This window comes from Enterococcus sp. DIV0170 (assembly GCF_051710765.1).
Taxonomy (GTDB): Bacteria; Bacillota; Bacilli; order Lactobacillales; family Enterococcaceae; genus Enterococcus_A; species Enterococcus_A raffinosus.
In genome coordinates this window covers 2,792,186-2,804,671 of record NZ_JBIOLG010000001.1, presented here as the reverse complement: position 1 = coordinate 2,804,671, position 12,486 = coordinate 2,792,186, and the positions used below count along the sequence as shown (strand labels likewise).

10 protein-coding genes are annotated in these 12,486 nt (G+C 43.0%); 9 read left to right on the top strand and 1 reads right to left on the bottom strand.

Going from position 1 to position 12,486, the window contains the following annotated elements; all coding sequences use genetic code 11:
• The first annotated feature begins 207 nt into the window (after positions 1–207).
• Positions 208–1,614: an MDR family MFS transporter gene (locus tag IGI50_RS13430; protein ID WP_438777300.1), complete on the top strand. Its 1,407-nt coding sequence runs from the start codon at positions 208–210 to the stop codon at positions 1,612–1,614.
• Positions 1,615–1,628: 14 nt separating this feature from the next.
• Here the strand turns inward: IGI50_RS13430 and IGI50_RS13425 are convergent, their stop codons facing one another.
• A complete protein-coding gene (locus IGI50_RS13425) occupies positions 1,629–2,906 on the bottom strand; it encodes a replication-associated recombination protein A (RefSeq protein WP_438777299.1) in 1,278 nt (425 codons plus the stop codon).
• A 935-nt stretch (positions 2,907–3,841) separates the two neighbouring features.
• On the opposite strand from IGI50_RS13425, the gene IGI50_RS13420 reads away from it, so the two are divergent.
• The 8 genes from IGI50_RS13420 (at position 3,842) to IGI50_RS13385 (ending at position 12,448) form a co-directional block, all read left to right on the top strand.
• Positions 3,842–4,468 carry a DNA-3-methyladenine glycosylase gene (locus tag IGI50_RS13420; protein WP_438777298.1) on the top strand — a complete coding sequence of 209 codons (627 nt, stop codon included), beginning with the start codon at positions 3,842–3,844 and terminating at the stop codon, positions 4,466–4,468.
• 1 nt (position 4,469) lies between these two features.
• Positions 4,470–4,946 (top strand): DUF3013 family protein, encoded by a 477-nt coding sequence (locus tag IGI50_RS13415; RefSeq protein WP_010745392.1) that lies wholly within the window; start codon positions 4,470–4,472, stop codon positions 4,944–4,946.
• Positions 4,947–5,032: 86 nt separating this feature from the next.
• Positions 5,033–5,980, top strand: coding sequence for a 50S ribosomal protein L11 methyltransferase (gene prmA, locus IGI50_RS13410; protein WP_438777297.1), 948 nt, complete (start codon positions 5,033–5,035; stop codon positions 5,978–5,980).
• A gap of 1 nt (position 5,981) precedes the next feature.
• A complete protein-coding gene (locus IGI50_RS13405; protein ID WP_438777296.1) occupies positions 5,982–6,725 on the top strand; it encodes a 16S rRNA (uracil(1498)-N(3))-methyltransferase in 744 nt (247 codons plus the stop codon).
• Positions 6,726–6,798: 73 nt separating this feature from the next.
• Positions 6,799–9,006 carry a RelA/SpoT family protein gene (locus IGI50_RS13400; protein ID WP_010745395.1) on the top strand — a complete coding sequence of 736 codons (2,208 nt, stop codon included), beginning with the start codon at positions 6,799–6,801 and terminating at the stop codon, positions 9,004–9,006.
• A gap of 17 nt (positions 9,007–9,023) precedes the next feature.
• Positions 9,024–9,470, top strand: a complete 447-nt coding sequence (gene dtd, locus IGI50_RS13395; protein WP_010745396.1) for a D-aminoacyl-tRNA deacylase — start codon at positions 9,024–9,026, stop codon at positions 9,468–9,470.
• A gap of 439 nt (positions 9,471–9,909) precedes the next feature.
• Positions 9,910–11,292, top strand: a complete 1,383-nt coding sequence (fumC, locus tag IGI50_RS13390; RefSeq protein ID WP_438777295.1) for a class II fumarate hydratase — start codon at positions 9,910–9,912, stop codon at positions 11,290–11,292.
• Complete coding sequence (locus IGI50_RS13385; RefSeq protein WP_438777294.1) at positions 11,273–12,448, top strand: NAD(P)-dependent malic enzyme; 1,176 nt, start codon at positions 11,273–11,275, stop codon at positions 12,446–12,448. Before fumC ends, IGI50_RS13385 begins: the two co-directional genes overlap by 20 nt.
• The last annotated feature ends 38 nt before the right edge of the window (positions 12,449–12,486 follow it).

Genomic DNA, 12,486 nt, shown 5'->3' with positions numbered 1-12,486 from the left:
ATAATTTAGTTGACAAGGAAACAAAATGAAGTTATAGTTTCCCGGGAAACAAAAAAACTTCTTTTCTGCAGCAAGAAGCAACCTGTTTCCTTGAAGTTAAACTAAACGGAATAGATAGCGATAAGCGAAGGTTCATTTGACGACAAAGCGACGGATCTAGCTATTCCGCTTTGAAATGAATTTTTCAACTCAAGAAAGGAGTTCTCTATGACTCAATCAACAAAATTACCAAAAAACGTTTTATCGGCGGCCTGGGCGATCGCTCTTGGCGCCATTGCTCCAATGCTCGATTCTACAATGGTGAATATTGCCATTGATCAATTGACCAAAAATTTTCATACCACGCTGGCAATCATTCAATGGGCGATCACTGGCTATGTTCTCGCATTGGCCATCGCTGTTCCCATCGCAGGCTGGTTGATGAACCGTTTTGACGGCAAAAAAATTTTTATCAGTGCGGTAGTTCTTTTCGGCTGTACTTCTGTGCTTGCTGGTATTAGCTGGAATGTTACTAGTTTTATTGTCTTTCGTCTGCTTCAAGGATTTACCGCTGGGATCATCACGCCATTAATGTCGACTCTGTTAGTTAAAACAGCAGGGCCTGAAAAGATTGGTCGTGTCATGGCGATCGTCAGTACACCGATGATTTTTGGACCAATCCTTGGTCCAGTACTTGGCGGCTTCATTGTTCAAGCAGCTTCTTGGCGATGGATATTCTTTATCAATGTGTTTATCATTTTGATCGCCGCGCCACTAATGATGCGGACATTGCCCAGCTTTGAACCCTTCAATCGAGAAAGCAAGCTAGATATTTTTGGCATTCTCGATTTGTCAGTAATGAGTGCCGCGTTGATCTACGGAATTACAAAAGCCGCCGATCACGCGACCTTTAAGAATAGCGAGTCTTTGCTCTGGACAGGACTGGGCGTATTGCTGCTGTTTGTTTACATTTTTTACGATTATCGTAAGCAGCACGCCACGGTTTTGCCATTGACTATTTTTTCTCACAGGAGCTTTAAAGCTGCCAGCATTGGCTTATTCTTTGCTAATATCGCGATTATGGGTCCGATGCTGATTCTGCCCTTGTTCTTCCAAAACTTTCGTCATTTTTCAGCCATGGGAGCTGCCATCGCACTGATTCCCCAAGGTATAGGGATGCTAGTGACGCGCCCGATGATTGGTAAAATGATTGATAGGCTTGGCGCAAAGTATGTCGTCATTGCTAGTTTAATTATTTCTTTGATAGGAACGATTCCATTGCTTTTTGTCACAGATCATACCAGTATGATTTGGATCGCTTTGATTTTATTCATTCGCGGCACAAGCTTCGGCGGAATCAATTTACCCCTAACTAGTGATGCCTATACGGGCTTGGCTGATGAAGAATTGCCAGATGCTGGTGTGGGAATCAACATTATCGAAAATCTAGGCTCAAGCTTTGGTTCGGCGATGATCGCCACGGTTGTGGCAACTGTATTACAAGGTTCTCAGCCAACGATTGCCCATGAGTTATCAGCCTACCACACGGGATTTCTTGTCTCAGTCATTGTCTTGATCCTCATTTTTCTCCCTAGTATTTTTCTAACAAATAAAGCGAAAACCACCGTCGAGTAATTTCCGACAGTGGTTTATTTTTTCTTCTTCCATTCTTCGATCCGCTGATACTGCTGACCAAGTGCCTGCTCGTATTTCCCGGTAGCCTTCGGTTCATAATAATGAGCATCTTTGATCTTATCAGGTAAGTATTGCTGGTCGACCCAAGCATTTTCAAAGCTGTGAGGGTATTGATAGCCTATTCCTCGATTAAGTGCTTTGGCTCCTTTGTAATGACTGTCTCGCAAATGGTCAGGGACCTCACCGGCATTTCCCATGCGAATATCCGTGATTGCAGCATCCAAGGCTGTGTAGGCAGAATTCGATTTAGGTGAAAGACAGAGGTCCACCACGGCGTTAGCCAGAGGGATGCGTGCTTCAGGAAAGCCCAATTTCTCCGCTGCTTGCACAGCTTGGACGGTTCGAGCGGCAGCGGGCGGATTTCCTAGGCCGATATCTTCATAGCCAATCACCATTAAGCGCCGACAAATAATCGGTAAATCACCAGCTTCGACTAAGCGACCTAGATAATGCAAAGCGGCATTGACATCACTGCCGCGAATCGACTTTTGAAACGCGGAGATGACATCGTAATGAGCGTCACCGTCTTTGTCGTGGGTCAGTGCTTTACGTTGAACGCATTCTTCAATGATCGAAAGCGTCAAATGAATGTTGCCATCTTTGTCCTTTGGCGTTGACTTAGTTGCCAGCTCCAAACCGTTCAAAGCACTGCGCAAATCCCCATTTGTAGCACGAGCTAAGTGGTTCAAGGCCTCTTCATCTAGTGCGACAGGATATTCACCTAATCCACGCTCCTTATCAGCTAAAGCAGAGGTAACCGCTATGATAATATCCTCTTCATTTAGCGGCTTTACCTCAAAAATCTGAGTTCGGCTTCGAATCGCGGGATTGATCGTTATGTACGGATTTTCTGTGGTGGCACCAATCATAATAATCCTTCCGCTTTCTAAATGCGGCAAAAGAAAATCCTGTTTGGTTTTGTCTAAGCGATGCACTTCATCTAGTAATAAAATAACTGTCCCGCTCATTTTTGCTTCCTCGGCGACGATTTGTAGGTCTTTTTTTGTATCGGTAGCAGCATTCAACATACGAAACGCATAGTTGGTTGAGCCCGCAATAGCACTGGCAATACTGGTCTTTCCTGTACCAGGAGGACCATACAGAATCATGGAAGAAAGCATCCGAGCATCTACCATGCGGCGAATGATTTTTCCTGTACCGACCAAATGCTGCTGTCCCACTACTTCATCTAAGTTGCGGGGACGCATGCGAAAAGCTAAAGGCTGTTGCATAAGAAACCTCCTTGAAATTTGAGTTAAGGGATTCACTCTTGTGGTGAAAACGAGCTTGTTACGAAAAAGGTCTAATCCCATATGAAAAATTAGAAATTCACGCAAATGAGTGATTTCTAAAAAATTGATATCTTCGTGCGCGTACTAATTAGCTTCATGCAATTTAGTTAAGTTAGTGCATCTCATATTGTTTTCAATCCTAATATTGCTAAGCTAGTCATAATTATAGTTGGAATTTTTCTAACGTAAAATTCCAGTGATTTTCGTACGCCTACCATTCTGCTAAACAGCGCTCTTTGTTTATGTAGTTAAGAAATGAATTTCTTTTGTTCTATATCGAACTGCGAAAAGTTGAACTGGCAGCTAGTTCAAAAAAAGGGAATCATTTTTCAAAACCCCTGAAAAATGAATCTGATTTTCACCACGCGTACCATTCAACTAAACAGCGCTCTTTGTTTATGTAGTTAAGAAATGAATTTCTTTTGTTCTATATCGAACTGCGAAAAGTTGAACTGGCAGCTAGCTCACTATAAAGAATTCATTTTTCAAAACCCGTGAAAAATGAATCTGATTTTCACTGCGCGTACCATCCAACTAAACAGCGCTCTTTGTTTATACAGTTAAGAAATGAATTTCCTTTGTTCTATATCAAACTGCGAAAAGTTGGACTGGCAGCTAGTTCAAAAAAAGGGAATCATTTTTCAAAACCCGTGAAAAATGAATCTGATTTTCACTGCGCGTACCATCCAACTAAACAGCGCTCTTTGTTTATACGGTTAAGAAATGAATTTCCTTTGTTCTATATCAAACTGCGAAAAGTTGGACTGGCAAATGTATGTTCTGATTATAACATTTTTCCTTTGTGTTTGCTGAGTTTTGATCGCTGAGCGTAGCATGCGGCTGGATTATTGTGTATCATGTAGAAGGTGAGAAAAATGGAGCAATTAATCAATTATTTTAATACGGAATCGACTGAAAATATCGCCCAATATTTATTGGGAATGTATTTAGAGCATGAGACACCTGCTGGGAAATTAGCTGGCTATATCGTTGACTGTGAGGCGTATCTTGGTCCAGATGATGAAGCGGCGCATAGTTATGGGATGCGTGATACCCTGCGTGTGCGAGCCATGTACGAAAAACCAGGGACGATTTATTTATACACCATGCATACCCATTTGATTTTGAATATGATCACACAGCCTGTAGGAATGCCTCAAGGGGTGATGATTCGCGGGATTGAGCCAGCAGAAGGAATCGAGCAGATGATTTCAAATCGTCATGGACGCAGAGGATCGGCCATTTCGGATGGACCAGGAAAGCTGGTCGAGGCGTTAGGAATTACCAAAGAATTATACGGCGAATCAATTTTTACCAGTCCGTTGCATTTGCTTCCAGAGAAACGCCGGATTCCCAAACAAATTGATGCATTGCCTCGAATTGGGATTCCTAATAAGGGGATTTGGACAGAACGCCCATTGCGCTATGTTGTCCATGGCAATCCTTACATAACCAATCAGCGCAAAGCTTCAATAGAAGAAAACAATGGATGGAGGAAGTAAAATGGCAAAAGAAACCATGATTACTTATTTAGACAGCTATTTGAACAAAAAGATTCCCGATTATGAGCTGGCGTTAGACTGGGATACTCGGAACCGCAGCTTTGAAATTGCTTTTCGTATTTATGGAGAAAATAAAGGACAGATTGAGATCGATGATGTGGATGGCGTAGCCTCTGAGGAAGAGATTATCGAATTTGAAGACGCGATTTTGCTGGTTGATCCTGAGAAATCAGTTTATGATTCGGAAGACTTTTTAGCCGTGATTCCTTATGAAGGCAAAAAAGGCATGAAGAAAAACGAACTAACAGCTGTGGTGGATTATTTGAAAGATGTGATCGAAGAGGGCCAGAGTGACTTGTTAGACTTTTTGGCGGACGATAGTGAAGACGCGATTTTTGAAATGACGTGGGATGAGGCGGTATTCAAGGCGTCAATTAAACCAACAGACAGCAGTTACCTGCCATACCCAAGCTATTAAAATGTTCCACGTCTTCTTTATTACTAGGGCGTGATCAGTGAGAATAATAAATAAGTGGATGATAGGAACTAGGAGGGGCGATAATTATGAAATGGAATGAAGTCAAAGTAACAACGGAAAGCGAGGCAGTCGAGGCGGTCTCGAATATTTTAATGGAGGCTGGCGCATCTGGGGTAGCGATCGAAGATGCATTGGACTTTGAGAACTATCAAGAAGATCAGTATGGCGAACTTTTGGATAAAGAAACATTCGCAAGCTTAGAAGAAGGTGCGGTAGTCATGGCCTATTTCCCAGAAACAATTTTCTTGCCGGAAATTCTACCATTTATCAAGGACAACATTACAAAATTACCAGAGTTTGGCTTGAATATTGGTAAGAATAACGTGGAAGTCAGTGAAGTGGAAGAAAGCGACTGGGCTACGGCTTGGAAAAAATACTATCATCCAGTTCGTGTAACGCGCTATTTAACGATCGTACCAAGCTGGGAAAAATACGAAGCCCAACATGAAGACGAAAAAATCATTACCCTAGATCCCGGTATGGCTTTTGGAACGGGGACACATCCGACGACGAATCTAACCTTGCAAGCATTGGAGACGGTCTTGCGAGGCGGTGAAACAGTCCTAGATGTTGGAACTGGCTCGGGTGTATTAAGCATCGCCAGCTCGCTATATGGAGCAAAAGATATTTATGCCTATGATTTAGATGAGGTAGCTGTTCGTTCTGCACAGGAAAATGTGGATCTAAATGCGAATACAGAAAATATCCATGTCTCTGCCAATGATTTATTGGTTGGGGTAGAGCAAGAGGCAGATGTGATCGTCGCGAATATCTTAGCGGATATCATTGTTTTGATGGTGGAAGATGCTTGGCGCTTATTGAAGCCAGAGGGAACGTTGATCGTTTCGGGGATCATTGAAGATAAAAAAGATATGGTACTGGAAGAAATGTATGCACAAGGCTTTGAAGTAGATCGAATCTTCCAACAAAAAGATTGGTTCGCCATCATCTTGAAGAAGCCAGAGGAAGACTGAGATGCAGCGCTATTTTATTGATCAAGCCTATCAATCAATCGTCGAAATCAGTGGAGAGCCCCATCATCATATGTCTCGGGTGATGCGGATGTCCGTAGACGATCAGGTATTTCTCGTTTTTAATGATCAAACAGCTATCAAAGCAAAGATTGTCGCGATTGATAGTGATCGCGTGCGACTAGAAGAAGTTGAGAAAGAAAAAATGCAACGAGAGCTTCCTATTCAAATTACGGTCGCTAGCGGATTTCCCAAAGGTGAAAAATTGGAGTTGACCGTACAAAAGGGAACGGAGCTTGGTGCTCATGATTTTGTCGCTTTTCCGGGAGAAAGCTCAGTGGCAAAGTGGGACGCGAAGAAGCAAAAGAAAAAGCAGCAGCGTTTAACTAAGATCGCCCAAGAAGCAGCGGAGCAATCCCATCGCCAAGCGTTGCCTACGGTTCGATTTGCTTCAGAAAAGGAACTGATTGCTAGCTTTTCTGAATATGACGCGGTTCTGATCGCTTATGAAGAATCCGCCAAACAAGGTGAGCAGGCGCAATTAGTTCAGACTTTTCAACAGATGACAGCTGGTGAAAAATTGCTGGTTGTTTTCGGTCCAGAAGGCGGATTGACACCGAAGGAAATCGAAAAATTCCAAGTAGCCGGAGCGAAACTCTGCGGCTTAGGTCCACGAATTTTACGGACAGAAACAGCACCTTTTTATCTTTTGAGCGCGGCGAGCTTCTATTTTGAATTGCAACATTGATTTGATTGAAAAAGCTTACTAGAGTTTGTATAATAAGAGCAATCATTTTCAGAAAATAAAGGGGGAACGTCACATGGCAAAAGAAGTTGAATTGACCGGTCCTGACGTCATCAGGATGGTTAGTACGTACATGGGAAAAGAGCACGTGGCGTTTGTACAAAAGGCTTACGACTTTGCTTATGAAGCCCATAAGCCTCAAATTCGCAAATCAGGAGAGCCCTATATCATCCATCCGATTCAAGTAGCAGGAATCTTGGCTGATCTACATATGGACCCTCACACGGTGGCGACAGGCTTTTTACACGATGTGGTAGAAGATACACCGGTTACTTTAGAGGATTTGAAAGTCGAATTCGGTGAAGATGTAGCCTCATTAGTTGATGGTGTCACCAAATTAGGGAAGATCAAATATAAGTCACATGAGGAACAACTAGCAGAAAATCACCGTAAAATGCTGTTGGCGATGGCACAGGATTTACGCGTCATCATGGTTAAACTGGCGGACCGTTTACACAATATGCGGACGTTAAAATATTTGCGGGATGATAAGCAGCGTCGGATCGCTCGTGAAACCTTAGAAATCTACGCACCGCTGGCTGATCGTTTAGGGATGAGCCGGATCAAGTGGGAACTGGAAGACACTGCGCTGCGGTATCTGAATCCTAAGCAATATTACCGTATCGTTCATTTAATGCGCAGCAAACGTGATGAGCGCGAAGCCTTCGTAGAGGAAGCCGTTAATGAGATCAAGGAAGCGACACAGGAGCTGGGGATCGAAGGGGATATCTACGGTCGTCCAAAACATATCTATTCTATTTATCGCAAAATGCGGGATCAAAAGAAACAATTTGATGAAATCTATGATTTGTTAGCTATTCGTGTCATTGTTGATTCCATCAAGGACTGTTACGCAGTTTTAGGAGCGATTCATACAAAATGGAAACCAATGCCGGGACGATTCAAGGATTACATCGCGATGCCTAAAGCGAACATGTATCAATCCTTGCATACAACCATCATTGGACCAAGCGGCAATCCGGTAGAAGTGCAGATTCGTACGCATGAAATGCATCAAATCGCCGAATTCGGGGTTGCAGCTCACTGGGCATATAAAGAAGGCAAGACAGATAAGACTGAAGCGACACAGGATAACAAACAGTTAGACTGGTTCCGAGAAATTATTGAGCTCCAGGACGAAAGCTACGATGCTTCTGAATTTATGGAAAGCGTCAAAGGCGATATCTTCAGCGACAAAGTATATGTATTTACACCGAAGGGTGATGTCACGGAGCTACCAAAAGGCTCTGGCCCCTTGGATTTTGCGTATAGTATCCATACCGATGTCGGCAATAAAACGACCGGTGCCAAAGTAAATGGCAAGATGGTACAGCTGGACTATAAACTGAAGAATGGTGACATCATCGAGATTATGACTTCAGCCAATTCCTTTGGCCCAAGTCGCGACTGGTTGAATTTAGTCAAAACCAGCAAAGCGAAAAATAAAATCAAGCGCTTCTTCAAAACACAGGACAGGGAAGAAAATGTCACGAAGGGCCATGATGCGGTGGTTAAGTGCATCAATGATCTTGGATTTGTACCGAAGGAAATGCTGACCAAAGACAAGCTTGCGGATGTATTGGATAAATTCAATTTCCATAGCGAAGAAGATTTGTATGCGGCGATCGGTTTTGGTGAAATGAGTGCGTTAACCTTCGCCAATCGTTTGACGGAGAAGGAACGCCGCGAACAAATGAAACAAAAACAACGGGATGCCGTTGACGAAATGGTCAATAATCCCAAAGAACCAGAAAAAATCAAAGTTCGTCATGAGGGTGGCATCGTCATTCAAGGGATCGACAATTTATTGATTCGCATCAGTCATTGCTGTAATCCAGTTCCTGGAGATAGCATCGTTGGCTATATCACGAAAGGTCGCGGGATTTCGATCCACCGGACAGACTGTCCAAATATTACGAAGCAAAAAGATATCCAGCAACGGCTGATTGAAGTGGAATGGGAAGATACAACCAATTCTGTTCAAGAATACAATGCGGATTTAGAAATTTATGGCTTTAATCGTGATGGTCTATTGAATGATGTCTTGAACATTGTTAGTGGTATGACAAAGAAATTAGTCAGTGTTGAAGCGAAACCTACGAAGGATCGTTTGGCGGTGATTAATTTGACCTTTAAAATTCAAAACTTGAATCATTTGTATTCAATTGTTGATAAGGTCAAGACAATACCGGATGTTTACAGTGTGAAACGGACGAAGGGCTAGAGAACAAGGAGGCTTTTATGCGAGCAGTTATTCAACGAGTGAGTGAAGCAAGCGTGACGATCGATGAAAAGATCGTAGGCAAAATTGATCGTGGATTTATGATTCTCCTAGGTATCCACGAAGAAGATACAAAAGCAGATGCAGATTATCTGATTCGGAAAATTCCACTATTACGTGTATTCGAAGATGAAGAAGGAAAAATGAATCAGTCTCTGCAGGATGTCGGCGGCAGTGTGCTGAGTGTGTCACAGTTTACATTATATGCGGATACTAAAAAAGGTAATCGACCAAGTTTTATAAAAGCGGCTCGTCCAGAAACCGCGATACCATTATATGAGTATTTCAATGACGGATTACGCCAAGCAGGATTAACAGTAGAAACTGGAGAATTCGGCGGCGACATGGATGTCGCATTAGTCAACGACGGTCCAATCACCATTCTTTTCGATACAAGAGATAAGTAACAAGTAAAGTACAAAAGTCAGAAGACTTTTGTACTTTTTTTTGCGAGTTCTACTTCTTGCTTTAGCAAGATTAGTAGAATCGTATGCGTACGAAGATAAACCCTTTTTCTGCGGGCTTTAGAAAAAGGAATACCCTACCAGTGAGCTAGCTGTTAGTTTCATTTCCCACTTTAGCAAAATTACATGTGTACAAGGATTACTGCACGAATGAACTAACCGCAAGTCCAATTTTTTGCAGTTTTTAAAGTATGAAAGAAAACCAACCTATGAAAGGTGAACATTTTTCGAATTATGTGATTGGATTGTCTGTAAACGTAAATAAGGTCATTTTCCGAATATTCCAGAAAAAGGAAGGGAGTAAAGTGGAGTTTCCTCTACCTTTTCTAGAAGAAATAAGAGATAATTGAACAAAATGATTCAAAATAGGAGTGTCGAATTGATGGAAACGAGGACAGAACAGGATTCAATGGGCTCGATTGAAGTGCCAAAAGAGGCTTGGTGGGGGGCACAAACCGAACGAAGCCGTCAAAATTTTAAAATTGGCGGAGAAAAAATGCCGCCGGAATTATTGCATGCTTTAGTACTAGTCAAAAAAATGGCGGCGACGGCCAATCAACGAACGGGGAAATTAGCAGCAGAAAAGGCGATAGCCATCCAACATGCAGCTAACTTGCTATTAAAGGGAGGGCACTGGGATGAGTTTCCATTAGTGGTTTGGCAAACGGGTAGCGGGACTCAAAGCAATATGAACGCCAACGAAGTCATTGCTCATTTAGCGAGCCAAAAAGATTTGGCGATTCACCCTAATGATGATGTGAATATGTCCCAAAGCTCTAACGATGTTTTCCCCACCGCTCTGCATATTGCAGGGACTTTTGCGATTGAGAAAAATCTTTTGCCGGCTATTCATGAAATGATCGCTGTACTGGAAGAATTGGAAGAAAAAAACAAACATGTGATCAAAATTGGACGGACACATCTGCAGGATGCAACCCCGGTGACCTTTGCTCAAGAGATTAGCGGCTGGCGTGCTGCCTTAGAGCATAACGAAAATATGTTGATCAATAGTCTAGCTGAGCTTCGTCAGCTAGCCATCGGTGGAACAGCTGTAGGAACGGGGCTGAACGCCTCAAAAACGTATGAAGAAGCCTTCATCGAAGCGCTAAAAGAAGAAACAGGGATTCATTTTATCAGTGAGTCTAATAAGTTTCATGCTTTAGCAAATCGCGACGCTGTAGTGTTTGTCAGCGGTGCCTTAAAGGCGTTAGCGGCGAATTGCATGAAGATGGCGAATGATATTCGCTGGTTAGCAAGCGGTCCTCGCAGCGGTTTAGGGGAGATTACTTTACCGGCTAATGAACCCGGCAGCTCGATTATGCCAGGAAAAGTTAATCCGACCCAATGTGAAGCATTAGCGATGGTTGCCGTTCAAGTGATGGGGAACGACACGACTATCGGTGTTGCCGCTTCTCAGGGGAATTTTGAGTTGAATGTCTATTTACCGCTGATTGCTTTTGATTTGCTGCAAAGTGTTCGCTTATTAACAGACGCGCTCCATTCATTTAGTGAGAACTGCTTGAAGGGACTCGTTGTAAATGAGGAACGGATGGCGGAACTACTAGATCAATCATTGATGCTGGTAACCGCGTTAAATACGCATATTGGCTATGACAAGGGAGCAGAAATTGCGAAAAAAGCCTTCAATGAAGGAACAACACTAAAGGAATCTGCCTTAGCATTAGGCTATGTATCGGAAGAAGAGTATGAAGCCTGGGTTCGTCCAGAAAAAATGATTGGAGAGAATGACATTGACTATTTATGATGACGCATTGGCCGCCCATAAAAAATGGCGCGGAAAGATCGAAGTAACGAGCCGAGCAAAAGTACAAAACAAAGAGGATTTGTCTTTAGCCTATACACCAGGGGTTGCAGAGCCTTGTCGAAAAATCGCTGAGGATAAAAAGAAAGCCTATGACTATACTTGGAAAAGCAACAGCGTCGCAGTAGTGACAGATGGAACAGCGGTTTTAGGCTTAGGGGATATTGGACCAGAAGCGGCTTTGCCTGTAATGGAAGGAAAAGCGTTGCTCTTTAAGGAATTTGCTGATATTGATGCGGTGCCGATTTGTCTGGATACGAAAGATCCGCAGGAAATTGTTCAAATTGTTAAAGCGATGGCACCGACATTTGGCGGAATCAATTTAGAAGACATCAGCGCTCCTCGCTGTGTGGAAATTGAACGTGCTTTGATTGACGCGCTAGATATTCCCGTCTTTCACGATGACCAGCATGGTACCGCTGTGGTAGTGACCGCAGCCTTGATTAATGCATTAAAGCTCGTTAAAAAAGACGCAGAGGATTTAAAGGTAGTGATCTCAGGAACAGGGGCGGCCGGTAGTGCGATCATTCATATGCTGGTTGATCTTGGTGTAAAACATATTATTGCCTTCAACAAGGATGGCGCGTTAAATGAGGGAATGACAAATGCGACATTCGTTGAAAAGGAAATCTTAGAGCTGATTACGCCAAAAGATTTTACTGGCACGATGGCGGAAGCCTTTGTCGGTGCGGATGTCTTTATCGGTGTTTCCGCACCGAATCTAGTAACAAAAGAAATGGTTGCTTCGATGAATGATGGCAATATTGTCTTTCCTATGGCGAATCCTGAACCGGAAATTACGTATGCAGAAGCAATCGCTGGTGGTGCTTCTGTGGTGGGAACAGGACGCTCTGATTTTCCGAATCAAATCAATAATGTCTTAGCTTTTCCAGGCTTATTCCGTGGCGCCTTTACTGCTGAAGCAAAAAAAATTACTGCACGTATGAAATTGGCTTGTGCTCATGCCATCGCTGACTCGATTCCGTATTCAGAATTAACGTCAGATTACATTATCCCATCTGCTTTTGATAAAAGTGTGGTGGATTTGATAACCATGAAGGTCGCGGAAGCTGCCAGAGAAGATGGTGTGACACGATAGTAAAATCCTTGCTCTATCAAGGGTGGAAAGGACTTTCT

Excerpts from the sequence above, each read along its gene's own strand:
- IGI50_RS13405 (WP_438777296.1), top strand. The coding sequence starts at position 5,982 with ATGCAGCGCTATTTTATTGATCAAGCCTATCAATCAATCGTCGAAATC.
- dtd (WP_010745396.1), top strand. The coding sequence starts at position 9,024 with ATGCGAGCAGTTATTCAACGAGTGAGTGAAGCAAGCGTGACGATCGAT.
- IGI50_RS13420 (WP_438777298.1), top strand. The coding sequence starts at position 3,842 with ATGGAGCAATTAATCAATTATTTTAATACGGAATCGACTGAAAATATC.
- IGI50_RS13425 (WP_438777299.1), bottom strand. The coding sequence starts at position 2,906 with ATGCAACAGCCTTTAGCTTTTCGCATGCGTCCCCGCAACTTAGATGAA.
- IGI50_RS13385 (WP_438777294.1), top strand. The coding sequence starts at position 11,273 with ATGACATTGACTATTTATGATGACGCATTGGCCGCCCATAAAAAATGG.
- prmA (WP_438777297.1), top strand. The coding sequence starts at position 5,033 with ATGAAATGGAATGAAGTCAAAGTAACAACGGAAAGCGAGGCAGTCGAG.
- IGI50_RS13415 (WP_010745392.1), top strand. The coding sequence starts at position 4,470 with ATGGCAAAAGAAACCATGATTACTTATTTAGACAGCTATTTGAACAAA.
- IGI50_RS13430 (WP_438777300.1), top strand. The coding sequence starts at position 208 with ATGACTCAATCAACAAAATTACCAAAAAACGTTTTATCGGCGGCCTGG.
- fumC (WP_438777295.1), top strand. The coding sequence starts at position 9,910 with ATGGAAACGAGGACAGAACAGGATTCAATGGGCTCGATTGAAGTGCCA.
- IGI50_RS13400 (WP_010745395.1), top strand. The coding sequence starts at position 6,799 with ATGGCAAAAGAAGTTGAATTGACCGGTCCTGACGTCATCAGGATGGTT.